At 58.6% G+C, this 25,973-nt stretch carries 20 protein-coding genes; 2 read left to right on the top strand and 18 right to left on the bottom strand.

The window, feature by feature from the left end; translation table 11 throughout:
* Window positions 1-19: 19 nt before the first annotated feature.
* From sctV to sctW, 4 genes are all read right to left on the bottom strand, one after another.
* The gene (sctV, locus tag ACZ500_RS00315; RefSeq protein ID WP_464233132.1) at window positions 20-2,104 is read right to left on the bottom strand and encodes a type III secretion system export apparatus subunit SctV; all 2,085 of its coding nucleotides are present in this window, start codon (window positions 2,102-2,104) and stop codon (window positions 20-22) included.
* Between the two features lie 248 nt (window positions 2,105-2,352).
* Window positions 2,353-2,682, bottom strand: a complete 330-nt coding sequence (gene sctY, locus ACZ500_RS00310; RefSeq protein WP_464230545.1) for a type III secretion apparatus assembly chaperone SctY — start codon at window positions 2,680-2,682, stop codon at window positions 2,353-2,355.
* An 18-nt stretch (window positions 2,683-2,700) separates the two neighbouring features.
* Window positions 2,701-3,105 carry a type III secretion apparatus assembly protein SctX gene (gene sctX / locus ACZ500_RS00305; RefSeq protein WP_464230544.1) on the bottom strand — a complete coding sequence of 135 codons (405 nt, stop codon included), beginning with the start codon at window positions 3,103-3,105 and terminating at the stop codon, window positions 2,701-2,703.
* Window positions 3,106-3,242: 137 nt separating this feature from the next.
* The gene (gene sctW, locus ACZ500_RS00300; RefSeq protein WP_464230543.1) at window positions 3,243-4,382 is read right to left on the bottom strand and encodes a type III secretion system gatekeeper subunit SctW; all 1,140 of its coding nucleotides are present in this window, start codon (window positions 4,380-4,382) and stop codon (window positions 3,243-3,245) included.
* A 134-nt stretch (window positions 4,383-4,516) separates the two neighbouring features.
* On the opposite strand from sctW, the gene ACZ500_RS00295 reads away from it, so the two are divergent.
* Window positions 4,517-4,705 carry a hypothetical protein gene (locus ACZ500_RS00295; RefSeq protein ID WP_464230542.1) on the top strand — a complete coding sequence of 63 codons (189 nt, stop codon included), beginning with the start codon at window positions 4,517-4,519 and terminating at the stop codon, window positions 4,703-4,705.
* A gap of 606 nt (window positions 4,706-5,311) precedes the next feature.
* Here ACZ500_RS00295 and ACZ500_RS00290 read toward each other — a convergent pair.
* Both ACZ500_RS00290 and ACZ500_RS00285 read right to left on the bottom strand, forming a co-directional pair.
* Complete coding sequence (locus ACZ500_RS00290; RefSeq protein ID WP_464230541.1) at window positions 5,312-6,325, bottom strand: aminoglycoside phosphotransferase family protein; 1,014 nt, start codon at window positions 6,323-6,325, stop codon at window positions 5,312-5,314.
* Between the two features lie 8 nt (window positions 6,326-6,333).
* A complete protein-coding gene (locus ACZ500_RS00285; RefSeq protein ID WP_464230540.1) occupies window positions 6,334-7,233 on the bottom strand; it encodes a nucleotidyltransferase family protein in 900 nt (299 codons plus the stop codon).
* Between the two features lie 249 nt (window positions 7,234-7,482).
* On the opposite strand from ACZ500_RS00285, the gene nagZ reads away from it, so the two are divergent.
* Window positions 7,483-8,550, top strand: coding sequence for a beta-N-acetylhexosaminidase (nagZ, locus tag ACZ500_RS00280; RefSeq protein WP_464230539.1), 1,068 nt, complete (start codon window positions 7,483-7,485; stop codon window positions 8,548-8,550).
* A 394-nt stretch (window positions 8,551-8,944) separates the two neighbouring features.
* Here the strand turns inward: nagZ and bioD are convergent, their stop codons facing one another.
* The 12 genes from bioD to ACZ500_RS00220 all read right to left on the bottom strand — a co-directional run bounded on the left by bioD (window position 8,945) and on the right by ACZ500_RS00220 (window position 25,627).
* Window positions 8,945-9,676: a dethiobiotin synthase gene (bioD, locus tag ACZ500_RS00275; RefSeq protein ID WP_464230538.1), complete on the bottom strand. Its 732-nt coding sequence runs from the start codon at window positions 9,674-9,676 to the stop codon at window positions 8,945-8,947.
* An 81-nt stretch (window positions 9,677-9,757) separates the two neighbouring features.
* Entirely contained in the window at window positions 9,758-10,957 is a 1,200-nt protein-coding gene (bioF, locus tag ACZ500_RS00270) for an 8-amino-7-oxononanoate synthase (RefSeq protein ID WP_464230537.1), read from the bottom strand.
* Complete coding sequence (gene bioA, locus ACZ500_RS00265) at window positions 10,941-12,296, bottom strand: adenosylmethionine--8-amino-7-oxononanoate transaminase (RefSeq protein ID WP_464233131.1); 1,356 nt, start codon at window positions 12,294-12,296, stop codon at window positions 10,941-10,943. The genes bioF and bioA overlap by 17 nt, the downstream gene beginning before the upstream one ends.
* 235 nt (window positions 12,297-12,531) lie before the next feature.
* Window positions 12,532-14,139, bottom strand: a complete 1,608-nt coding sequence (gene zwf, locus ACZ500_RS00260; protein WP_464230536.1) for a glucose-6-phosphate dehydrogenase — start codon at window positions 14,137-14,139, stop codon at window positions 12,532-12,534.
* Window positions 14,140-14,639: 500 nt separating this feature from the next.
* Window positions 14,640-15,347: an SPASM domain-containing protein gene (locus ACZ500_RS00255; protein WP_464230535.1), complete on the bottom strand. Its 708-nt coding sequence runs from the start codon at window positions 15,345-15,347 to the stop codon at window positions 14,640-14,642.
* Window positions 15,347-15,643 (bottom strand): hypothetical protein, encoded by a 297-nt coding sequence (locus tag ACZ500_RS00250; RefSeq protein WP_464230534.1) that lies wholly within the window; start codon window positions 15,641-15,643, stop codon window positions 15,347-15,349. The genes ACZ500_RS00255 and ACZ500_RS00250 overlap by 1 nt, the downstream gene beginning before the upstream one ends.
* Before the next feature lie 337 nt (window positions 15,644-15,980).
* Window positions 15,981-16,670: an acyl-CoA dehydrogenase family protein gene (locus ACZ500_RS00245; RefSeq protein WP_464233130.1), complete on the bottom strand. Its 690-nt coding sequence runs from the start codon at window positions 16,668-16,670 to the stop codon at window positions 15,981-15,983.
* A gap of 65 nt (window positions 16,671-16,735) precedes the next feature.
* Window positions 16,736-17,230 (bottom strand): acyl-CoA dehydrogenase family protein, encoded by a 495-nt coding sequence (locus ACZ500_RS00240; RefSeq protein ID WP_464230533.1) that lies wholly within the window; start codon window positions 17,228-17,230, stop codon window positions 16,736-16,738.
* A 266-nt stretch (window positions 17,231-17,496) separates the two neighbouring features.
* Entirely contained in the window at window positions 17,497-18,336 is an 840-nt protein-coding gene (locus ACZ500_RS00235) for an aldehyde dehydrogenase family protein (protein ID WP_464230532.1), read from the bottom strand.
* Complete coding sequence (locus ACZ500_RS00230) at window positions 18,333-18,980, bottom strand: aldehyde dehydrogenase family protein (protein ID WP_464230531.1); 648 nt, start codon at window positions 18,978-18,980, stop codon at window positions 18,333-18,335. The genes ACZ500_RS00235 and ACZ500_RS00230 overlap by 4 nt, the downstream gene beginning before the upstream one ends.
* A 259-nt stretch (window positions 18,981-19,239) precedes the next feature.
* Complete coding sequence (locus ACZ500_RS00225) at window positions 19,240-21,186, bottom strand: sigma-54-dependent Fis family transcriptional regulator (protein WP_464230530.1); 1,947 nt, start codon at window positions 21,184-21,186, stop codon at window positions 19,240-19,242.
* 307 nt (window positions 21,187-21,493) lie between these two features.
* Window positions 21,494-25,627 (bottom strand): S8 family serine peptidase, encoded by a 4,134-nt coding sequence (locus ACZ500_RS00220; protein ID WP_464230529.1) that lies wholly within the window; start codon window positions 25,625-25,627, stop codon window positions 21,494-21,496.
* Window positions 25,628-25,973 lie beyond the last annotated feature (346 nt).

Below are 25,973 nucleotides of genomic sequence, written 5' to 3'. Positions count from 1 at the left end.
CACTTGGATCCCAGAGACGCTATTGGGCAGGAAGGGTAATACGACCCAAGGGCTGGACGATGATCTCCTGGGTCAGTTCCTGATGTGAGAGTACGGGCAGGTCAGGCAGATCCAGTTCCACCATCTTCTTGACATAACGTCTGATATCCATGGAAACCAAAAGAACGGGTTTCTGAACTCTTCTGCCGATATCCCCTACCTCCGCCTTGATTGCATCGACAAGGGCCCTTGCAGCGCGTGGATCAAGGGCCAGGTAACTGCCTGCCGATGTCTGCCGAATGGCTTTGCGTATCGTTTCTTCGGTATCCGCATCAAAGAGGTAAACCGCTAAGAGATTCTGCCCCATGCTGTATTTGTAGCTGATATAACGGTTCAGACTCATCCGGACATACTCCGTCAGGAGGATCACATCTTTTTCCTTTTGCCCCCATTCAATCAGGCTTTGAAGGATGCTCCGCAGATTGCGGATGGATAGGCCTTCCTGAACAAGACGCTGCAGGACCTCGGTGATTTTCGGCAGGGGTAGAATGCGCTGGCTTTCCCGAACCAACTCCGGAAATCGCTCCTCCATCCTCTCCATTAAATAACGCGTCTCCTGGAGGCCCATGAACTCGGAGGCATATCGCTTGAGCACCAGCATAACGTGATAAGTCAGCACCCCGACCGGGTCCATCCACGCCACCCCCGCCTGATCAAGCCGGGAGCTAAGACCCTCCTCGACCCATATATTGGGCATATCCGGGAGGAAGGTCTTGCCTGCCTCACAAGCGATCCCCAAGACCCGAAGATGCTCCTCCGTCTCCCTTACCAGAAGTCTGCCCGAAAGCAGCACCCCCTCCGAAACAGGGATCTCATGCAGGAGAACCACGTAACGGTCCTTTTCGATCGTATGGCTGAATCGGAGGGCAATATCGGGAAAAGGGACACCAAGATCTAGGTAAAGGGCTCTGCGGACCTCTTTCAGCTTGCCCTGCAGCGCTTGAGACTGGATCATCGTCCTCAGTGAAGAGGCCACCGCAACCGAAAGCGGGGTAGTAAGAGAAAACGTCGCTACCCTGCCGGTACGTTCCTCAATCTCATCTTCTGCGCCTGAGACTCCGTCATCTTCGAACTCCGCCTTCTGAAGCGGTCCGGATGGAACCAATCTAAACACAAACCCCACGAAGCCAATCAACAGGCCGAGCGTAATGAACTGCCACTTGGGAAAACCGGGGACCATGGCAAAGCAGCAGAGCAGCACTCCCCCCAGCAGCAAGGCCTTCGGCTGTCCCAGAAGCTGGCTTCCAATCTCGCCTCCGAGGCTATCCGATGTTCCCGAAGAAACACGCGTCACAATGATCCCGGCCGTAACGGAAATAAAGAGGGCTGGAATCTGACTGACCAGCCCGTCCCCGATCGTAAGGATCGAGTAGGTCTGCACCGCCCTCCCGAGGTCCATCCCCTTTTGCAGAACACCGATCGCCATCCCTCCCAGGATGTTCACCACAATGATGATAATGCCGGCGATGGCATCCCCCTTCACAAATTTCATGGCACCGTCCATGGCGCCGTACAGCTGACTCTCCCTCTCCACGCCTCGCCGTCTTCGCCTGGCATCGGCCATATCGATGACGCCGGCCCGCAGATCCGCATCGATACTCATCTGCTTGCCCGGCATAGCGTCGAGTGTGAAACGGGCCGAGACCTCAGCGACCCTTTCCGACCCTTTGGCGATAACCAGAAACTGGACAATCGTAATAATCAAAAAAATGGCCCCTCCGACGACGAAATTTCCGGCCACGACAAAATTCCCGAATGTAGAAATGATCTCGCCGGCATCGGCGTTCAGGAGGATCAAGCGGGTAGATGTAATGTTGAGGGAAAGTCTGAAAAGGGTCGTAAACAGCAGGATACTCGGAAAGGTGGACAGGGAAAGTGCCGAAGGGATGTACATGGCGACCATGATAAGGGTCACCGCCAGACCGAGATTCGCGGCGATCAGACCATCGAGCAAAGGGGTCGGCATGGGAAGGATCATCAGCGCGATAATCGCCACCACGAGGGTCGCGAGGACGATATCGTTGTACCGCGATGCCTTTACAAGAATATGCTGGAGGTTATTCAGTTTCACGTGCATGTTCGGGACTTCTCCTCGACAGGTGGTTCCCATCCGGTGATGGCCGGTTTCTTCCCAGGCTTCGCCCCCTCAGTCCCGCCCCTTCGGGGCGAGTCCGGGTTCGCCCGGTCTCTGCCTCCGTTTGGACGTTTGATCGCACAAAGGGCTGCAGTTTACCTTCATCGTAACAAACGGATTTCGTTGGAATTGACAAAGCAATCCTGATGTTCGAACAAGATCCGGGACATGCCGGATGATCACTTCCGGAGGGAGGCCAGATAGGCATTCAGGCTTTCGCAGGCATTTTCCTCCTCTCCGAGACTGCGGTAGGCCCAGGTCTTCAGCAGGTAGCCCAAGGCCTGGCGCTTTCGCTCCTTTTCCAGGAGGAGAAAGACCTCTGCGGCTGCAAGGGACCGTTCATATTCGCCGGTCATAAGATACGCATAACTCAGGGATTCCACGAAGCGAGCCTCCTCGGGAAACAGTTCCACCAGTGCTTGGAAAAGGATGCGGGCCTTTTCTGCCTTTCGATTGGAGAGGAAAAAATAACCGAGCACAGCCAATGCTTCTTTTTCTCTTGGATTCATCGATCGATCCCGGGCGTTTCACCCCTTCAGCAGGATGTTCCGGCAGGCAACAAGGTACTCGTCGAGCATCAAATGCTCCTCCATCACGGCTATAGCCTCGCGTACACTTCTTCGGGACAGCTGCCGAAGCTCTCTCACGGACATTTCCCGCAGGGCGCGGGCAGCGCCTGCAATCGCCTCGCGGTAACATTCCGACCTCAAGATATCCGGTTCCAGGGTCACTGGTTTCATCGACGTCAGGAGGCGGGAATCCAGAGAACGGTCCGGGAAAATGCCTTCCAGACGGCCGAGCGGCGGATCTTCACTCGGGACAGGCCGCGCAGCCGCCGGATCGAAGCGGACCTTTCCGGCGATAGGCCCGCCGTAAATCCTTTGCTGAAAGACGTCTGGAACAACATCTGAATGGTCCGGAATTCGAGGCATCCGTTTCTCTCCCTGCTTGACGACCCTGATGGTCAGTCAACCGAACTTATGCCCCCTATGCGCGCTCCGCTGAAGGGACCATCGCAAACCGAGGTCCCTGCACAGGGCACACATCCCACCAGGACGGTCGACTCCCCTTATCGGCTACGGCGTAGTTGAAGCGCCTGCTCCTTTGCGATCTCCGAATCAAGCGCCTCCTGCATTCCTTTTAATAATTTTTGCCGGCCTTGCATATCCTTGCAGGCCTTGAGGGGAATCTCCCAGACCAGCTGGCGCAGTTCTCTCAGCAAATAGATCCTCGCCGCAGCGCCGGTGATCCCGAGATAGTTCAGCATAGCCAAAACCCCCTGGCTCCCGACCAATGGATCCATCCTCAACCCCATCAGCCGGGCCATCAACGCCCGCCCTGAGCCAGCTGCCGGCTCATGGAACTGAGTCTGCATTCTTTTCATCAGACCCATGCAGGCCCTTTGCATGTTCCCGAGGACCTCAAGATAATAAAGATGGTCGATGATGGACCGGAGTTCCGCTCGATCTATCGAAGGCCCCTGAGACATCAATTCGGCCCCGGCTGCCTTGATGAGAAACCCTGTAGCCCGCTGAAAACCATCCTCCCCGTAGGCTTCGATCACCTGGCGGTAGGCCGTTTCGAGGTCCACGAAACCAAGCACCGTGCCCCGATAAAAATCCCGCAGGCGCTGCACACCGCCCAAGCCCTGCTCTGCGTACTCAACGGCAATTACGGTCGTGTTCAGCCCGGCACGGACAGCCGGCCCCTGTTCCCGGTCCAGGTATTCCAGCGCTGCATCGAGGGCGGTGCGAAGACCGCTCGATGAGGCTCCTGCCCCGGCGATCGTCTCCAGGGCATGCAGCAAGACAGCGTACTGATGGGAAACATCCGTGAAGGAGAGCCTTACACTCGCCAGGATCCGCTCCGCACTCACATCCCCGAGCGAAGCAAGATGCTTCATGAATGCCTGAAGCCGTGCGCCTCTTTCAAAATCCGGCAATCTTGCGAAGCAGTCCTCTGCCCTTTGCCGGAGCTGTGTTCTGCCGCTGGCCAACCGAGCCGATTTACACTCCGTGAGGCGTTTTTCCACCCGTTCGCTGAAAATAAAGGAGACCTCTTCTGCCGCCTCGGCGATCAGGGATCGGAGATCTTTGACCGGGACGACATTACCCCCAATGTATTCGCCTTCGGACCTCCTGGGCTCCGGAGCGGTCTCCCGCGCCGATGCCCATTGAGCGTTGCGAGTCCCATCGACTTGTTCGAACATGGTCTCTGAAACCTTTTCCGACCCTTGCTGCAGGCCTGTCGGATTTAATGTCTAAGCCGTTGATATCTCGAAATACTCGGTTCTCTGCACAAGATGCCTGTGCCGCAGAGACGTTAAGTTGTTTCCATCCGGAAATGGTCTTTTTGGCCAATCTCGGCGTCAATCTGCACGTTTGCTTGTGCGGCGACCCACAGGTCGCCTCCGCGCAAACGCTTGATTTCCTTGATATTGGCCAAACCGGGGCCCGCCGCGTAGCGGTGGGACTGAGCGGCGAAGCGGTGAAGAAAAATCCTCATTTCCGGATTGGAAACTGGGTTCTTTAGGAAAATCATTTCCGGATGGACACTAAGTTGTAATGAACCTGCAAACACGGAAGCCACGACCTCTTGCCCCCGGGAGAAGGGCCTCAACGCCGGGCACGCGCACTTCCTTGGGCGTACGATCGGGATCCGTCCGATGACCGAACGTTCCCCGGGAACCCACCGGTGCTGAATAGATGTAGTTTCTCTTGCAAACATGAAGCCATCACGCGGTGAAACAGGACCCGCATTTCCCAAAGGACAAGAAACGGAGCGATACGATTCTCATGACGCCCCTTTTGTCTGCAAACGACCGGTGCCTCACCGGTCGCCGTGTCGCATCGCTGAACGTTCGGGAAGGGACCTGCCAGGCGGACAAATGCATAGCAAACCGTGCACAACGCAACCGGAATTGAGCGACGGATGCCCCGCGGCAAGGATTCAATTCTTGGGGAAAGAAACGCTTGAACGGGTGCTCGATGGATGCGGGGCAACTGACGCCTGGGGGCCCTCAAGACGATATCCGCTTCCATCGATGAACGATGATCGTGAAGCGAATCCGTTCCGACCCCCCTGGTCACGCCCTCCCGCAGCCGCTGTCCCATGAAAATGCGCCTTCGAAACGGGGGGTTAGAATGTAATTTCTTTCAGGCAGTCCTGCAACGGCCTCAGGTAGCGATCATCGACGGCGGAGAGGCGCTGCTGGAGGGAAGCGAGCGCAGTCGGGATATAGGCCTCGAAAAACAGCTTGCCCTTGACCTTGCTGAGGAAAGAAAAAGCCCCTAAGATCTGGAGGTTCCGCTGCAGGGCCAGCCAGGGGTAGGACGCGGCCACCCCGGCGACGGCCTCCGGGCGGCGTTGTTCGAGTCGTTTCAGATAGTGGGCATAAACGTCGCGCTGCATCGCTTCTGACAGGGCAGCATACGGGTCGATCAAGAGTGAAGCGAGATCGTACCCCAAGGGGCCGAGCCGCCCTCCCTGCCAATCGATGAATCTCGGTCGACCCCCTGACCACATGATGTTGCGGGACTGGAAATCGCGGTGCAGAAAAAACAGGCCGCCGGACTGCAAAGCCCCCGAGGCGATCCGGTCAAAGGCACCCTGCAAACCGGGGCGATCGAGGCTCAATCCGAGGTAACCTTGGAGAAACGCACGTGCGAAGTAGCCCGCCTCGTAAAAGGACGCCACATGCGCATCGTAGGAAGGCGTCTGGCAGCACCATACCGTCTGAAACCCCTTCGTGCCGCACAACTGCATGTCCAGAAGCCATTCAACAACCTCCACATACAGCGGGACCGGTTCGGCTCCACCAAGCACCATGCCGTGCAGGGACACATCCCCCAAATCCTCCAACACAACCCATCCCGCCTCGAGATCGAAATCCAGGATCTCCGGCAGGGGGGCCCCCTGCGTATAAAGGTGGCGGCCGATCTCGACATAGGCCCTGTTTTCGTGCCGAGCCGTTTCATCCGCCGGCGGGTTCACCATCATGACGCACCCGCGCCCGCCTCCCGCCGGCGACCTCAGACGGTAAAACCGGCGATCCGAGCCGTCACCTTTCAGTTGGGCCGCTTCTTGCGGATCAAAGCGGCCACCCCGCCGACCCAGAAAAGCATAGACAGCCGATTCAACAAGGGATTCCATAACCACCTCTACTGGATTGCGCCGCGCACCGACCGGCCGACGCGCCTTCCCGCCGTGACGATACTGTCGACGACCTCCACACCGGCTGCAACGACGACCTCTTCCCACAGGACACTGCGGCAGATCACGGCCCCCTCCTCCAAAACAGCCCCCGGGCCTACCACCGCCCAGTCTTCGAATCGCACCGAGGGGTACACCTTCGAGTCGCGCCCCACAAACAACCGTCTCTCGCCCAGCCAATCGCGGTTACCCGCCAGATACTCCGGGATGCTCCCGAGGTCCCTCCAGCGGTGGCCGGTGCTCAAAAAAGCGCCCACCCCGCCCCGCTCGACGATCAAGCGACGATAGCACGCGATGATATCTGCGAACCCGGGGCCCGGGATCGTTGCGATCATACATGGATCGAGCACATGAATACCCGTGAAGGCCAATCGACCCGGGCAGGGCGCCGCAGCGATATCGACGACGTTCCCTCCGGCATCGATCGCCACCTGGTTGTAGGGTTCGCACGGATGCAGGACCAGAGTCGCCAACCTTCCGGCATCGCAATGGGCACGGTAAACGGCTCGAAGGTCGATATCCGTCAGGACATCGCCGTTCAGGACGATGAAGGGCTCCTCATCCCAGAAGTCCGCTGTGTTTCGTATGCCGCCCCCCGTGCCCAGGATCTCCTTCTCGATCCGCACGGAGACAGGAATGCCCCAATCTCTCCCGTTCACATAAGAGGCCAGAGAGGCCGCCATGTGATGGGCGTTGATCACTACGGCCTCGGCTCCGTGCCGCTTCAGGTAATCCAGATTGTGTTCCAGGAGAGGACGGTCGCCTATCGGGACGAGGGGTTTGGGGCGCTGGTCGGTCAACGGACGGAGCCTTGTACCGTATCCGGCGGCAAGTATCATCGCTTTCATGAGTGATTTTTCAGTTGCAAATTATCCCTGCGCGGAAAAGAATCAGCCTTGGGCCATGCAGACCTCATCTCTCCGGACCGGTTTCCAGATACGGACGCGCGCTCCGCCCGACAGATCGAGGCTTACCCGATTTAGCAGGGGCATCCGGGTATTTCCTGATCGATTACGCCACCAAGCCCTTTGCCTCCGGCAGCAGCCGAACCAAAGGCACGGACCGTCTTCATGCAACCCCAGTCGAAGGGACCTTCCATGAATCATTCCACCCTGGAACTGAACGAGATCACCCTCCGCGTCGGACGTCTTTTCATGTCGGGCGTGCCCGGAACCACCCTCGATCGAGGCACAGAGGCGCTCATCCGGGAAGGGGGTCTGGGAGGGGTCATCCTGTTTGCCCGCAATATCGAGAGCCCGGCGCAGCTGGGCGCCCTCACCAACCATCTCCAATCGGCGGCCCAAGCAAGCCAGGGCATCCCGCTTTTCATCGCCATCGACCAGGAAGGGGGCCGTGTCGCCCGTCTCCAGGCGCCCTTCACGATCTTCCCGGGAAACGAGGCCATCGGCCTGAGCCCGGACCCGGAGGAGGCCGCCCGCGCCTTCGCCCGCACCACAGCGCGCGAAATGCGCCTCGTCGGGCTCAATATGGACCTCGCCCCGGTGGTGGATGTCCGACGGGGAGAGACCGAGAAACACCTCGCCGGACGGACGTTCGGAGAAGATCCCTACCGTGTGGGACAGCTCGGAAGCCTGGTCATCAGCGAACTGCAGGCAAACGGCGTCATGGCCGTAGCCAAACACTTCCCCGGTCTCGGGCGGACCGGCCGCGATCCACACCTGCAGCTCCCCACTATTCCTCTCTCCCTTGCCGAAATGGAAACCGTCAGCCTGCCCCCCTTTGCCGCAGGCATCGCGGCGGGCGTAAGCGGCATCATGACCTCTCACGCGGTATATCCGGCCCTCGATGACGGCACCCCCGCCACCCTTTCCCCGCACATCCTGACCGGACTTTTGCGGAGGCGGATGGGGTTCGACGGACTGATCATCACCGACGACCTGGGAATGGGTGCCATCACCGGCTCCTGGGGAGTCGAAACAGCCGCCGAACGCGCCTTTGAAGCCGGGTCGGATATCCTGCTCATCTGTCGCGACCAGCAGCTCGTCCGCCGGGCCATCGACGCCCTTCAGACCGCCCTTCTTCAGGGCAGACTCCCCATGGAACGGCTGATCGCAAGCAACCGCCGTATCGAGGCGGCAAAAGGACGCTATCTCAGAACGACCGTCCCGGTAGCGCTCGAAGAGGTACGCCGCTACTTCACCTGAAATCGGCGGGCACCACTCGGAGCCTGTCGGGCTTACCCCTAAGTCTTTGAAACAATTGGATGCATCATTTTCGATGCGCCATATCTATTTCTGTCCATCCGGAAATGATTTCCCGGTAGAATGCAGTTTCCAATCCGGAAATGAGGATTTTTCCTCACACCCTTCGGGTGCTCAGTCCCACCGCTTCACGGCGGGTCCCGGTTTAGCCAATATCAAGGAAATCAAGCGTTTGCGCGGAGGCGACCTGGTGGTCGCCGCACAAGCAACCGTGCAGATCGACGCCGAGATTGGCAAAAAAGACCCCTTCCAGATGGAAACTATCGTGGAAAATCCATTTATTGAATGACCCGGCCAGCAGAAGGCCGACATGGATCCAGGGACCGGAGACGAGATGCTATTCCCCTGAGCAGGCAGGCTTGACCGCCTCCAGAAACGGAGCGATCCGCGCGATAAAGAGCTCTGTTTCATCCCGCCCGGGGTCATAAGCAGGGACATGCCCCAGATAAGGGATCTGTCCCAGTTCAGCGACCATCCCGGGGCTCGTTCTCACCGCTTCGTCCTCTTCATCCCGCGCACCGTTGGTGACGAAACCCAGCACGTGCAGCCCGCGCGCGCGAACGGCCGCCAGGGTCAAAAGGGTGTGGTTGATAGTCCCCAAAACGGGGCGCGCCACGATGAGGACCGGCAGCGCCATCTCTGCCATCAAATCGAGGACCAGACAATCCGTCTTCAGCGGCACCATGACGCCCCCGATCCCTTCGACAACCAGGGTCGAATACCGCTCACGAAGCCTTTTGAAGGCCTCCCGGACCACCCCGAGATCGACGTCACGCCCTTCCAGACGGGCGGCCGCCAGAGGAGCCAGCGGTTTTTCGAAACGGAGCGGACAGTGGAGTTCCGGCGGCATTCCCTCGCCCAGAAAACCGGCCATCCAGGCCAGATCCTCCGACATCAGCCTTCCGTCTTCAAAATAACAGCCGCTCGCGATCGGCTTGAAGTACCCGGGGTTCAGCCCCTCTCGGCGCAGATAATACATCAACAGCCCCGAGACAAAGGTCTTCCCGACCTCCGTATCCGTAGCCGTCACAAAGAGTCCCTGTGCCTTCATCTCTATATATCCATTCAACGGCTGGTTACCCCCGGAAAGGATCAGGCCGAACGGCTGGGCGTGGCCGATCCTGACATCCGTCTCGCCCCGGGGGCCGGATCAGCTTCCCTGCCGAAAATAGTCCTTGATGGCGTAGACGAGCCGGTCGACGTCTTCCTGGCGATGGAGCGCGCTCAGGCTCACCCGCAGACGGCTCTGACCCTCCGGCACCGTAGGCGGCCGGATCGGGGGCACGAAAATCCCCTCGTCCCACAGATAGGCCGAGAGGCGAACCGCCTCCTCCGCCTCCCCCACCACCAGAGGAATAATCGGCGTCGGGCCGTCGACCGGGGAAAATCCAAGCGGAGCCAAGGCCTGGCGGAGATAACCGGCCAATCGGTGCAGATGCTTACGCCGATTCGGCTCCTCGACGACGATCCGGAGCGCCTCGGCATTGGCCGCCAGGACGGACGGGGGCAGACCGGTCGAATAGATGAGAGAGCGGGCGTGATTGACCAGAAAATCCACCATCTCGGCCGATGCCACAGCAAAACCGCCCAGGCTCCCCAGGGCCTTGCTGAAGGTCCCTACCTGCAGCGCCGCCGGATCCTTCAGACCGAAGTGGTCGAAAATGCCCCCGCCGTTCGGCCCGATCACACCGGTGCCATGGGCATCGTCCACCACGAGGAGTGCGCCGTACTGCCTGCTGAGGGCGCTGAGTTCGGGCAGAGGCGCGAGGTCTCCATCCATGCTGAAAACCCCGTCCGTCACGATCATGACTCGGCCCTGGACGCGCGTGCGGCGGAGCAGGGACTCGAGGGCATGGACATCCCGATGCGGAAAAACGGCGATCTCGGCCCTCGAAAGACGGCAGGCGTCGACAATGCTGGCGTGGTTGAGGGCATCGCTCAGGATGAGGTCTCCCGGACCTGCCAGGCTCGTAATGACGCCCACATTGGTGGCATAGCCGCTCGAGAAGACCAGCGCGGCCTCCACCCGCTTCAGTTTGGAAACGGCCTGTTCGAGGGTGCGGTAAAGAGTGATATTGCCGCTGATCAGACGGGACGCCCCCACGCCGGTTCCCCAGGTCCTCACGGCCCGCACGGCGGCGGTCTTCATGCGGGGGTCGGTCGCAAGCCCCAGATAGTCATTGGAGCAGAAGACCAGCACAGATCTTCGGCCGACCTTGACCGCTGCGCCCGGCGCCGAATCCAGGATCTTCAGCTGCCGGTAAAGCCCTTTCTCCTTCAGTTCCCTGATCGCGTGGACGATATAGTCCGGCCACGCAAGCAGGCCATGGGGATCATCCGCAGACTTCACGAATCGCGTTCTCCAATACGTCGAAGATCCGGTCCAGCTCCTCGATCGTCAGGGAAAGCAGCGGCATCAGAACGATCGTGTCCCCGAGATTCCGGAGAATCACCCCGTGTTTGCGGACAGTCATGCAGACCTTGTGCCCTATCCGCGCCTCGAGTGGATACGGGAGGTTCCCGGCCCGGTCCCGCACCAGTTCGACACCGGCCATCATACCCCGCTGCCGGACATCCCCGACGTGCTCCCCCTCGGCCAGACGGTCAAGGCCGGTCTCGATCCGCGCGATCTTAGGCGGCAGATTCGCGAGGGTCCGGTCCGTTTCGAACAGCCCCAGGGAAGCCAGCGCCGCCGAACAGGCGAGCGGGTTGCCAGTGTAGGTATGGCCGTGGAAAAAGGTCTTGAGATCCTGGTAATCCCCCCAGAACCCGTCATAGATCCGCTGAGTGGTCATCGTGGCCGCCAGCGGCAGGTATCCCCCGGTGATCCCCTTGCCGAGGCACAGAAAATCCGGCGCGACCGCTTCCTGCTCGCAGGCGAACATCGTCCCGGTGCGCCCGAAGCCGACCGCCACCTCGTCCGCGATCAAAAGGACGTCATGCCGGCGGCACAGTTCCTCGATCCGCTTCAGCAGGCCCGGCGGGAAAGGCAGGATGCCGCCCGCCCCCTGCACCAGCGGTTCGAGGATGAAGGCGGCAGTCTCGTCGGCGTAAGCCGTAATGAGGGCATCCACCTCCGCCGCCAGCCGCTCCGCACCCTGCTCCAGCGGGATATCGTTTTCCTGGCAATAGCGGTAGGGGCACGGGGCCTTGATGCCATTGAAAAGAAGCGGCCCGTAGACCTGATGGAAGAGATCGATCCCCCCCACGCTGACAGCCCCGATGGTGTCCCCGTGGTAGCCTTCCTTGAGGCTCATGAAACGGGTCTTCTCTTTCCGCCCCAGGTTCTGCCAGTATTGAAAAGCCATCTTGATCGCGATCTCCACGGCCGTCGAACCGCTCTCCGAATAGAAGGCCCACTGGAGATCCCCCGGCGTCAACTCCGCAAGCCGATGAGCGAGCAGGGCCGCCGAGGGATGGCTCAACCCGAGCAGCGTCGAATGCGCCAGATCCTGGAGCTGCAACCTGATGGCCTCGTTGATCTCCGTTCGTCCGTGGCCGTGGACGTTCGCCCACAGCGAGGAGACGCCGTCCAGATAACGCTTCCCGTCCACGTCGACGAGATAGTTGCCTTCGCCACGGGCGATCAGTAAAGGGTCCCCCTCCGTCCACTCCTTCATTTGGGTAAATGGATGCCAGAGATGCTGCTTGTCGTATTGGATCAGTTCATCCCTGGACGCTGAGTACATAAACGACATGATCCTTCCTTTCCGGGTCCACAGAATGTTGCAGCCCCCGTCGGACCGGCATCGAAATACCCATCCGCACCAGTCCTGATATCTTCCGGGCAGGCGGCTTGGGTGCCCCCGCACAAATGCTGGGGCCGCCGCGTACAACACGGCAGCGCAGCGCTACTCTATAGCTGCGGAGACCAAAACTCAAGGATCAATTCGGAGCAGGGTCTCATCCCGTGCAAATCCATTGTCATGGCGTATCTGACAATGAGTCGAGCACCGGCCCGAGCTGATGGGCCTGGTCCGGTCCCCAGCTTCCCGCAGGGTAGCGCAGGAGCCTTTCCGCCCGATTGCCGCAGGTCTCGCACCGATGCAGGATGGGCGTCAGGAAAGACCAGCAGAGTTCTACGCCGTCCTGCCGCCAGAAGAGCATCTGATCCCCCAGGATGCAGTCGATGAGGACCTTTTCATAGGCCTCGAGGACCGGGCCCGTGTAATTCTGATGATAGTTGAAATCCATGGTCACCGTTCGCAGACAGACCTTGGCCCCGGGGTTTTTGGTCTGAAACGTGAGGGTGATCCGTTCCTCGGGATAGATCCCCAGGATCAGCCGGTTGGCCGATATATGCTCGCCGAGGACCTGCCGGAACATGGAGTGGGGCACATGCTTGAAGGCGATAGCGAGCTCGGTTCGTTTGGCTTTGAGACGCTTGCCGGATGTCAGATAGAACGGGACCCCCTGCCACCGCCAGTTGTCGAGGAAGACCCGCATCATGGCAAAGGTCGGAGTCAGCGAATCGGGGCTCACCCCCGTCTCTTCCCGGTACCCCGGGACCTCCCGCCCGTCGAGCACCCCCGGGCCGTACTGGCCGAGGACCAGGTACTCATCCAGCCTGTCCACCGGGAAGGGCCTCAGGGCGCGGTAAGCCTTCGCCTTTTCGTCTCGGACGCGCTCCGCTTCGAAGATCGAGGGCGGTTCCATAGCCGTCAGGGCCAGAAGCTGCATGATGTGGTTCTGGAACATGTCCCGAAGAACGCCGGCCTCTTCGTAGTAGCCTGCCCGGTGCTCCACGCCGAGGGTCTCGGCGGCTGTGACAGCGATGTAATCGATGTAGCGGCGGTTCCACAACGGTTCGAAGATCGCGTTCGCAAACCGGAACATCAAGATGTTCTGAACCGTCTCCTTGGCGAGATAGTGGTCGATCCGAAAGATTTGATGCTCCCTGAAATAGCGGTGGAGAATTCCGTCCAGCCGTTCGGCCGACTCCAGATCGTGCCCGAAGGGCTTTTCAACGACGATGCGGGACCAACCGCCCCGGCCCGTCCCCTCCCCGGAAAGGCCGGAGTTCCCGAGCAACTCGGCTGTACGTGCGTAGATCCCCGGCGGGACGGCCAGATAGAAAACGCGGTTCCCAGCTGTGTGCGCCTCTCGATCGAGCGCGTCAAGGTCCGATCCGAGGGTCTTGAAGGCTTCAGGATCCCCGTAGTCGAGGACGCGATAATGCAGCAGCCGCGAAAACCCCTCCCATCGGGATGCCTTTAGCATACCGGCAGACTCGAGCAGTTCCCGCGTGTAAGCTCGGAACGTCTCGTCCGTCATCGGAGTCCTGGCGCAGCCGAGGATCGCGAAGGTCTGCGGCACGCCGCCCTGCAGATAGAGGTTCCAAAGCGCGGGCAACAGCTTGCGCCCCGCGAGGTCCCCGGAAGCGCCGAAAATCACCAGGACGCACGGTTCCCCCGGCCCCTCCAGTACGCACATCTCCCTCGGCAGATCGAGATCGGGCGCGCGCCCCTCGACCAGCGCCCCATCCGCGTCCTTGCCAAAATCACCCATCTTCTCCACCGCCTCCACCGACATGGGCGAACCCAGGCCCTTTCAGTCAATCCGACACGCCGTCATGACGCGATCCGCCGCAAAATGGCGGTTATCGGCGGATACATCCTTCGGCGAAGAAAAACCTCTCTCGACCACCCTTTATCATATAGGCTCCCGTTTTGCAGGTCAATGCACCTCGCCACGTTCCTATGCTCAGGTGGCGAAAGTGCGTATGAAGCGATATCCGCGATTCCACGGCGGGCGGCAAGACGGATCAAGCGGCTTGTGAGACGACCGCAGCCCTTGAAGGCATCGAGTTCAACGATGGACAGGAGGCCGTTTATCCCTTCCACCTCTTTAAAGCGTACACCGTATTCGGAGTCTTCGTTCGCTGCGCTCGATGCCTTGGAGATCAACAGCGGCGTGATCGGCTTTCCTGCGGGAGACAGGGTGCAGCCCAGGAAAAGCCGCTTCCCATGCACGGCCGAGGACGGCGCCGTGTCCCGAGGACAGGCCCTCCATCGATCGCTGGAGCCGCCGCTCTATTTCAGGTATTTTGTAAGGCCCATGTAATGGTGAAGCTCGCAAAAGCGCCTCTTCCCCATCCTGAAGAAGAGCGAAAGGTAGGTCCATCCTTCGTAGGTCAGTGCGTACCGCTCCAACCCCGGCTCGGTGCACGACCGGCATTCGGGAAGGGAGCCCATCCGCCGGCGCATCCAAGAGGCCTTTTCAGAGACGAGGATTTCCGAGATGGGGCGATCGGCGATGCTGCCGACAGACGCATCGATCAGGGGACAGAGATATACATCCCCCGTGCTCCGTACAAAAAAGTAGTTGAAGCCGCAGGTGCAGGGTTTTTTCATGACCCCCGTCCGGAGGCAACGCGCCACGGCCTTCGAATGGTACGCCCAGCCAAGCGGCCTTCGCGCGAAAAAGGCCGCCGCCTTTTCCCTGTCCCTTCCGCTCAAGGCGAGTTCGGCCTCGCGGTCGGGGTTCAGATAGCGGCCCCGGGTGATAATGCAGGGGGAGATGATGGTGAAAAGCCTGTTTTCATCCGCATAGGCGCTGATCCCGTCTAGCTCGTCCACATTCAGGGGCAGAACGGTGGTCTTCAGGCCGACAACGAGGTTCGGGTATACCCGCCGTAACGCTCTGAGACCCTGGACGGTTTCGTGGACCCTGGACCAGGCGTCGGGGTAATTCCTGATCCTGTCGTGCAGCCTGCCTACGGCGTCCATGGCGCAGACCATCACGAGTTCGATCCCCTCGGTGCGAGGATGGCCAGGATCCGCTCCGTATCCTCCAGCACCCGTGCAGTCAGGAAACCATTGGTGGTGAGGGCGACTGAGGCAAGGGCCCGGAGGTTCCTCCGCTTTGCGTCGCGGATACCCCGGAAGAGATCCAACAGGTCCCCCCTCAGAAAAGGCTCTCCGCCCGTGACATCCAACTCTCTCAGGTCCGAAAGGATATCCGAGGACAGGAGCCGGATCCAGGTCTCGACGGGGAGATCCTTCACCGAGGCGGGAATCTTCCAGATGTTGCACATAATGCATAGGAAGAGCACTTATGTCATAAACAGCACTCGATTAATTCTTCTTCGCGAATTCTTTAACACTCATATGTAAACGTCCAGCTATTACGCGCTTGAGGCCAGATAAAAGAAGTGACGTTTCTGAAAAACACGCAGTACGTGACCTCTTTCCTTAGAGACAAAGACAAAGCGACAAACCACTCAGTTTTTTTGCAAAGATCTCTATTTTATATCCGTATAGCTCGCACGACCATGATTTCATGCTGCAGCAAACGACAGCGGCATCAATGGTAACACGTATAACGCATTCATCAAAGTGCTGCCGTTTCAAAGTAATACCTCGAAAGGTCCGTCAGGTAGAGAAGGGGACCCCGACCCATATCTGGGTGATTTTCATGTCCCTGACGAGCTTTTCAAGCCCTCCTTCACGTGAGTAGCCCTGCGAGCCCATCAGATCCAATGCGCGATTCACCATCCTGTAACCTATGTCACCCGCCGTTTTCTTAGCAGCAGCAACCAGGGCATAGTTCTTGTATTCCCAGGGCGGCCCGTAGACGTCTGGAAGGTCCAACCTCTCGGCTACGGCGTAAAGATATGCCTCTACCGTTAGGATATCCTCTTCTATTTGTCCGAGTTCATGCACAATCACCCCATGGTCCTTCATGGGCATCCCAGCAATTTCCCTGACATCGACATGCTCTTTAAGGATTTCATAGGCCCTCTTCATAATCCCGAGAGTCATGGGCACCGATGCCAATCGGCCGGGTGTCAAATTGACAATCAAGGATTTCAAATCTTCTCTGGGATCATCATGTGCCCGATTCTCTCGGGGTACCCTCACGTTGTCGAACCAGACATCTCCATTGGTGTCAATACTGCAGCCCATTTTTCTGTAGGGCTTGCTTGTGCTAACTCCCGGGGTCTCTGCCGGCACGTATATTTGCGCAATGTTCTCTGGAAATTTCTTGCCTTCAACGCAACAGACCACCCTGTACAGATCAGCTTCCCTGGCTCCCGATGCCCAAAGCTTATGGCCATTGATGACCCACTCATCGTTTTCTAGACGAGCCCTGGTTTTAATCTGAGACCCCTTTAACCTGAAGTCTTCTACCGATCCCCCCCCTGAGGCTCCGTAACGCAGGAACAGACCTGAAATACCTTATCCCCGCACATTTGAGCTGCAAACTTCTTGAGCAGGGTTTCGTTGGGCGTGGGAGGTGCGATAGGCATTATCCCCCAAACATTCATGAACGCTTCAGTGCAAATGCCGAGGTCGCCCCTTGCCAATTCCTCCACCAACGCGTAAGCATCGGTGAAAGAACCGCCGCCCAGTCCGCCCAGCTCTTCCGGGAACAGCATTTTCTGAATGCCAAAATCAACGTAAAGCGTTTTGATGATGTCGTGAATAAACGTACGTTCTTTTCGTTCAGTCCAATCCCAATAATCGTCCATTTTGTCGTGATGAGGGAGAATTTCCTTGTTCACGAATTTTCGCAACTGATCACATGCTATCTTGGTGTGATCGGATAATAGATGGGAAGGTCCCATGAAATCATCTATTCCGGTACATCTTGACGTCTCAAACTTACCGATGTCCAGCATAATATGCCTCCTTAAGTTCGCAATACTAATTGTGTTAAGATAAAATCCCGCTGCATTGCCTGCAATGCCCATCCTCTAAGCTCTTCGATAACTCCAAATCACTCAATCTGACCTTTCTTGCTAGCAGGGAAATGCACTGGTCATCAGCCAGAAAGTAGTTTTCCGTTGAGTTACACTCCGCCGAGAAAATGGTTAGTCCGATGCGTCAAAGCGGAAAGGATGTCGGCCCCTTACCCACCAAGCGGCGGCCCGGCCTCGACATCGACCTACTTGAGAATCGCGTACCACGGTTTTTCGGGCACGCCGGTCAGGTCCACGTAGATGTGCTTCGTGGTCGTGTATTCGTCGAGCACCATGGTGGAGAGATCCTTCCCCCAGCCGGATTGCTTGCAGCCGCCCCACGGGGTCTCGCAGAAGATGATCAGATGTTCATTGATCCACACTGTACCGGCCTTGATCTGTCCGGCCATGGCCAACCCCGCACGCACATCCTTTGTCCAGATCGATGCGGAAAGTCCGTAGTTCGAGTCGTTAGCCAGCGCAACGGCCTCCTCCGGCGTACTGAAACGCGCCAGTCCAACGACGGGGCCAAAGATCTCCTCCCGCATGAATGTCATGTCATTCGTGCAGCCGCCAAAAATGGTAGGCAGAACGAAAAAGCCGTTTCGGGTTTCGGGCGTGTCGGGCCGCTCCCCCCCCAGCAGCAAAGTGGCGCCGGCCTCCTTGGCGCCGCGGATATAGCCCTCGACCTTGTCCCGGTGGGCCTCATAGGCCAGTGGTCCGATGACGGTTCCCATATCCATGGTGTCGCCACACCTGAGCTTCTTCGACGCAGTGACAAATTTTTCGGCGAACGCGTCATACAAGGATTCATGGATATAAAACCGGCTGGCGGCGGCGCAAACTTGTCCGGTGTTGAAGAACGCGCCGAAAACGGCCCCTTCCACAGCCGAATCGACGTCGGCGTCGGCCATGACGATAAAGGCGTTCTTGCCACCCAACTCCAACCCGACCTGCTTGACCGTATCGCTGGCAAGCCGCATGATGCGCTTGCCTGTCGCCGTATCGCCCGTAAACCCGATCTTGGCCACCTTCGGGTGCTTCACGAGGGCCTCACCGACGGATTCACCCGGGGGCCGGTCAGGATATTCACCACACCTGCAGGGACGCCCGCTTCCATGACGATCTCGCTCAGCTTCAACGTGGTCAGGGGGGCAACCGACGGCGGCTTGACGATACAGGTGTTGCCCGTAACGAGGGCCGCGCCGAGTTTCCAGACGACCATCAGGGCCGGGAAATTCCAGGGCGTAATGAGCCCTACGACCCCCAGCAGCTCCCTTACGGTGCATGACAGGCACCACGGCCCCACGGGCAGGGTCTCCCCTGTCAGGGCCCGGGCAACGCCGGCAAAATATTCGAACTGCTCGGCGCAGAGCGGAACATCGAAATTCATGGCCTTGCGTATCGGAGATCCCTGTTCCGCGGTCTCGAGCTTCGCCAGTTCTTCCTTATGGGCCATAATTCCTTGGGAAATCTTCAAAAGTATCTTTGAACGCTCGCCCATGGTCTTGGACGCCCACGCTGGAAAAGCTTCCACGGCCGCGCTCACCGCCTTGTCCACCTCCTCCGCACCGCATTCGGGGGCGCTGCCGACTTTCTCCCCGTTTGCGGGATTGATCACCTCGATCCGCCGGCCTCCCGCCGCCTCAACCCATTCCCCGCCGATAAGCACCCTATAATCTTTCTGCATCGATCCCTCCTGATTCCTGGTTCGGGTTCACGAAAGCTCGTTGACGCGGTCACGCCTCTACGAACCAATCCCATGCTGCAGGCCGATTGGTTCCTCGCTGCGACCACCCATGGTTGAACATCAGCAAAACGGATGCCAACGGCGCCTTTGCACCCGGCAAGTCGCTTAACCAGCTAATATATTATGAAATCGGGGATCGAAACTCTCAGAGCGGCTGGCGAATTCCGGCAGCATCGGTTTTCAAAATGGCATAGGCGTGTCATTTTGAAAGATTGAACCGCTTCATTTTGCGGTAGAGGGTGCTTGTCGAGATACCAAGGGCATCAGCCACCCCGGTCACGGTAGGTTGAGTTTTCAGCGCTTCCACAATCAGATCTTTAGTAATACCTTCTATTGTTTTTTCCATTTTTCTTTCATTGTGTTTGAACTCTAGGAGTTTTTGACCCAGGTCCTCCACCGAGATGACATCCTTATCGCAGAAATTGAAGGCATATTCGATACAGTTGCGCAACTCCCGGACATTTCCAGGCCAAGCATACCGCATGAAGAGGTCCATAGCCGCAGACGTCAACCCCTGGATGGCGCGGCCGAATTTCACATTCATCTCCCGGATGAACGTCTCCACCATCGGAGGGATATCCTCCTTCCTCTCCCGCAGGGGAGGAATCGTAAAATTCACGACATTGAGTCTGTAAAACAACGCCTCAAGAAAATCCCCCGCCTCCGTCAGCCTGCGCAGGCTTTCCGAGCTAGCTGTAATGATACGAAAATCAAGAGGGATAGGATTCAGCCCGCTGATTCTTGTAACCGCACGCTCCTCGAGAACCCGCAGGAGTTTCATCTGGGCCGCCATCGACATCGCTTGGATTTCGTCGAGGAAAATAGTCCCTCCGTTGGCGAGTTCAAACTTACCTGCAGCCCCCTCTTTCTTCGCACCCGTGTATGCCCCGCGGTCATATCCGAAAAGCTCGCTTTCGACGAGTTCCTGGGGAATCGCCGCACAGTTGACCGCCACAAAGGCACCGTTCTTGTAGGAACTTGCGTGATGAATGGCCTGCGCTAGAAGTTCCTTGCCAGTGCCCGTTTCCCCTTCCAACAAAATGGACGATGCATTTCCGGCCGCCCGCTTTGCCAGATCGAGAAGCCGCACGCTTTGAGGAGCCTTGGCGACGATGCGCGCAAAGGCGTACCCTTCGAACCGATTCGAGCCTGCGATGGTAAAGAAGCGTGTCTCTTCGGGCAGAAATCTTACAAGATACACCGTTTGATCGCCAACCTGCCCCAGCAGGGGAACCACCTCCATGGCAAAACGACCGTTCTGGATTTCACTGCTGCGCAACTGCACCCAATGGGTTTTTCCGGCATACGCGGCAAATGAGCCGGGGGTTTTGGGAAACTGCATCCACTTTGCAAGATTTCCAAACGTGGAAGGTGGTGGACTGGCGCTCAAGAGCCGTCGGCCTGACAAGTTGAGATCCAGGATCGCGCCTTCACTATCGACGAGGGCCAGGGCTTGGTCAGCCAGTTCAAAGGTGGACCGGAAGTAAAAGTCCTGGATCTCGAACCTTCGCAGCCTCTCTTCGATGAACAGTTCGAGCGAAAGGGAATGGGCCAGCCAGCAAAAATACTCGATAAGGGTTTCAATCTTAGAAGGGCATGCACGGGTAGTAGTAAGGCCGAGCGATCCGGCAAGATTTTTCTGGTAGTCGAAAATCGGGACCGCAAAACATTTGGCCCAGTGGAAATCCTCAAAAAAATGTTCTTCCGCCAAGACTGTCACGGGCTTCTTTTCCATCAAAGCCAGATACGGTGCATTGGTGCCCGCGACTTGCTCTTCGCAGCTCGCTCCTTCCCGAACGCAGAGCACATCGAACTGATCGATCACGTCCTCGCTCCCGTAAAGGGAGCATAATCGGCCGTCGGCCCCGGCGAAGATCAGGGCAAAGGGGCTGAAGGCGAAGCGCGATTCGATGTCGTGGTACCGGGAGACAACCAACTGTCTCAAACGCCTCCGCATCGCGCCGTCGAGTTCCGCCGGCACGGAGCCATCCTTGCAAGACCTCCGCTCAGTGGGTTTGAGACCTTTTTCCCTGCAGCGTAGCCAGGAAGACCTGATGACTTCACGGACGCCCGCTGTACTCCCCGTTCTCAGGAAGCTGACCCACTGGGCTCGAATCTTCATTCCTTCGGTCACGGGGCAAGGCATCTGCCACTCCTGTTTACCGGGTTCCTGTTCTGTTTCGCTAGATGGGCTGGGGTAAGCGATCGTTCCGAGACCACCGCCCGAAAAGGCGGGCACAGGAACAGCCACGAACCCTTGCCCCCCCTTCCCCGACTGGAACGTAGGACGGTACTCCACGGACCCCTTCGATGATTCTAAGAAACAACCATCTGAATTGTATTCATTGTGCGTCCTTTTTCAAAACAATTTATTCGAAAAAAAACGGGGGAGAACCCCGTTGCGGCTGTTATGGGCGGCGTGCCGCCCCTCCAAAGGGGCGGCACGGGATTTATCAGACGGTCCGGCGTCTCCTCAAGAAGAAGAACGCCCCGGCGGCAAGCAGCGCAAAGAGAACGGCCGAACCGCCCATGGAAATCGCCGGTACGGGCATGCTCGGGGAAGGAATGCGATCCCGCAGGAGCACCGGTATCTCAATGCTCGTCTCACCTCCGGGCGGCCCGATGAAAAGAACCCCCTCCGGCGAATCACACGGGTAATCGCCAAAATCATAGGTAATCGTAACGGTCACGGTCTGCCCGGGCTCATAGGGCCCGGGAGGGTCATACGAAACACTCAGGGCCTCTCCCTGGACAGCGTGGATCGTCAGCGTGTAGGGAGCCGGTCCTTCAGGAACGGACCAGCCATACACCTCGATCACCCAGTCACCGTCCTCCGGAAGCTTTACGCGGACCGTCTCGTTCGACCCGGAGCTTTCAGACGTGGCCACTACATTGCCGTGGGGGTCCTCGAGATAAAGGTCGAGATCCGTCCCCAAGGCGCCTTCGAGCTCCACTTCCAGCAGCCCCCCATGGGAAATGGGAACCACATGGAATTTGGACTCACCTTCGGAGACCGTGCCTTCCACGACCTGTGGGCAGCTCAGGCCGTAGACCTCAAAATCGAGCTCGGACAGGTTGAATCCTGTCTGCACGGTCATGGTGATCGAACCGGTTCTTCCATAGACGGGGACATCGATCTCGGGCTTGCTTACAATCAACTGCCCTAAGGTAGCATTGAATGGCATACCGAAGAAATCCCCACCCTCCTCGCTCGACTTCTGCCCGACAGCCGCAGCCCATTCCTGCTGATAGAGGACATTGTGGAGCGCCACCAGATGGAGGCCGCCCGTCAGGGGCGCCGACACCCAATCCTCGGCCCCTCCGGAGGACGTCTGGAACGCCCACTTGCCGCTTCCCATATGAGTATTGGGGCTTTTTCCGACGACATCCAGCGAGTAGGGGCCGTAGTAATCCGGATCCAGCTGATCGAAGCCGTCTATCTGAGGCCCCATGATGATCGTGTCGATGTCGGTATGGGGAGTGATCCCCCCCCAGGTCGTTTTGCAGAGCAGGTAAGTCCCTGGAGCAACGTCATCGGGGACATCGACGAAGAAGAAACGCCAGTCCCCCGACTCCGCACGCCAATTCCAGTTGAAATGACCACTGAGACGACCGTTGTTGTACAGGAGTTCAGGGGTATCGGAGGCCGGTTCGGTCAACGACACAAGTTCACCCGTCCATTCGGCCGCCACGTTGACCGTCACCGGTATGGTCGCATTGTGGGAACCGTCGTATGTCCGAATGGTCCCCTCGTAAAGCCCCGGCGCCGTCCCCGGCGGGATCTGGATACTCGCCTGGAAGGTCGCATTCCCCGAGAGCGGCACCTCGATCGAGGGCGCATCGAAGGTCAGCCACCCCCATGGATCGTGTCGATAATATTCAACCATCACCTTGAGGTGCGTGACAGGGACGGCCTCGTCCCTCCAGGCATGTATGAGGCCCAGGAAGAGGCCGTCGGTTTGTCTTTCGAGCGGCTTATGCACCCGCAGTTCCTGGGTGGTCCCGACATTGTAGGCATAGCCGAAGCGCATATACTCCCCCGTTTCGATCTCGCCCTCGTTCACCGCCCCGTTCCCGTTCGAATCCTCCCAGAGCGTGCCGTTCGTATTCATGTCTTTCCAATCGTAGGCCGCGAGGATGAACCGGTTGTCGGCATTATAATCCCCGTTGACATCGAATTCGGTGTACGGCTGGACCAGCTTGATCACCATGAGATCCGTACCGAGGGGGACCTGTGGGAGTTCACCGCCGAAACGCTTGAGATAATCCGGCCTGCGATAGACGTTGGGCGCACTCTCCGCCGTCAGCACACTCGTGGTCCAGTCAAAGCTGTAAGAACCGAACCTGACCAGCCTATCCGATTGGATAGCAACCGTCCTGGATGCGTTGGAGGTGTTTTCAACCGTGAACACCTGGTCATAGGTCTCTCCGGGGTAAGCGATCGCTGCGAAGCCAGTATGGGCGACGCCCCGGTAATCGCCCGCGCTCCAGCTTTCCGGCAGGGTGTAGACCCCGCCTTCGAAACCGGCGATTTGGGTGGCGGTGTCGGCATCGAGCACCCCGGCGCCCTGAGTCAGGGAGTCGTAATGGACGTTCTGCGCTCCGGACATCAGGATGGCCCTGGCCTTTTCATAATCGGGCCAGTTCCCGTGCTTCTGCCGGTAGGCGTCGTAGACGAGCGCCAGTATACCGGCCGCCAGAGGCGTCGAGCGGCTGGTACCGCCCCATAGGTCCCAGGCATTCTCTACGTTCAGGGGATTCCCGCAGCTGCCTTCCCAACACTCGTTGACGGCCAGGTCGCCGGCACCCCAGGCCCCGTTCGCTGTAACGTCGACCCCGGCGTTGCCCCTCGCCCCGGGGCCGCGGTTGGAGAAGGGAATAATATCATTATAGAGAATCTGATCGAGCCCCGTGAGGGAATCAAAAACCCCGCAGCTGTCAAATAGCGTCGACGCGCCCACGCTGATGCCGCTCGGTGGCGCCGGAGGCGCAGCTGTCCCGTAACCGGGCCCGCCATTGCCGGTCGAAAAAAGGATGCTCAGGTTCTGCGGCAGGACCCGCTGGATCCAATCGAGATATCGCGATTCGAAGTCCCAACCGTCGTTGTCCGTGTCGCTGTAGCCGAAGCTGTTGGATACGATCTGGGTGTCATCGCCCGTCCCGGACCAACCATCATACCCAAATTTAGCGAAGAGAAACGCATCTTCTATAAAAGGGCTCATATATTGGTTTCCGTTGCTCTGCAGCCGCGCCCCCCGGCCGCTGCCAACCACCAGGCCGTCCCCCTCCTGGACAAAGGGCGGCTTGTACGAAGGCGCACCGCCATTCACCCACCCCTGTGCGGCCACCGCTGAAGCACAGAGTTGGCCATGGTCCCCTCCCACCTCTGTGAAATCGTTGATCGTAAAGGCCACAAGCATGCCGTTCGCGGGCGGCCCCATTTCGTAGAGCCAATCGGAGACGGGAACCGGATTCACCCCATCGGCGATGAAATAGACCAGTCCGCCGGAGATCAGGGCCCCGGTGTTGCCGTAATTCGAGCAGAGGGTCGGGGTGGCGGCCTGCGCCTTCGGATCGTCGGTAAAATCGTGATTGCCGTTCAGGTCGGCGTAGACGGTGTCGTAGACCCCTGCCGCGCCCTCGTCCACCACCAGGATAGCCGCCCGCTCACCAGCGGTTCCGATACCGAGCAGACTCTCGTCGGGGTGGCTGCCGATGTGGTAGACCCCGCTTTCGCTCGTCGCAGGAAGGACATAATTATGCAGGCTCGCCGCCCCGAGAGGCCGATAGCTGCAAGGCGAACCCGTGCAGGTTTGGGAAGTGTCCGCGTAGTGGGCCGCACCAGCGGCGATGTTGCCTTCCCCGAACACTGCATCGCGCCAAAAAAGGTACATGGAGTAGCTGTCATACATGAGGGGCCATCCGGTATCCGGGTGGACGGCCCAGGTTCCATAGAGGTCGGGGTGGCAGAAATCGATCCCGGAGTCGTTGACCATGACCCGCACGTCCGTGCCGTTATAACCGTTGGCCCAGGCGTTCCGCGATCGATGGACCTCGTCCCGCACCTCATACCAGTCGCCCGCGATGGGAGACGCCTCATCCAAAAGGCCGGACACCGGATCCATTCGCTCCAGCGATGCGTCCGGTTTCTGATCGAAACGCTTTCGAATGCCCGGGTCGGGCCGCTTGGGCGGATCGATGATGCTTTCGGCCGGCTGAACCCGCTGGACCTCGGGGATGCCCACGAGCTGTTCCAAGTCTCCCAGCTTTATGGTGCCCACCACCGCCTGCATTCCGAGCGGGTCCACATAGGGCCGGACCGCCGAGCGGATCATGATATCACTTACGTCCGTGCCCGCTTTGACACGGATCACAACCTCGACCGACTCAGATGCCGCGGGTTCCTTCTTCAACATGGCGGCAAAATCTTCACCGTAGCGGTCTTTGAGCCGGTCGATGAGCTTTGGATGGATCTTGTTCCAGACGCCACCAACCCGGCCTTCCGCTTCTTCCGCCGAGGCCTGCATCGCCCCGACGAACCCAAAACAACAGCACAAACATACGGTTAAAAGCCAACTTTTCAACATACCCCACCTCCACTGTATGGTCGAATATCTACCGCAAGCCTTTGGACAAGGCTTTGAAAAATCCTGATGGATCGGAGTGATACATATCGGTTGGGTGGAAACCTACGGCTGTAAACACCGGCAGGGCGCAGCAAAGGATGGAGCGATCCATACAAGAGCAGTTCGATCAAAAGCGCCACCCGCAGACAAGCAAAGGCATTTCAGATCATGAAGGCAGGACCGAATCACGGTTTGAGACGTTCTTTCTCTCACAGAACTCACGGGGTCACTCTGCGTGTCTCATATTCGATTCCATTGATAAAGTCAAGCGTCAAATTAACCAAGAAAACCTGCAATGAATGATGTT

The organism is Desulfatiglans parachlorophenolica (assembly GCF_055394735.1).
This window is presented reverse-complemented; position numbering and strand designations above follow the sequence as displayed.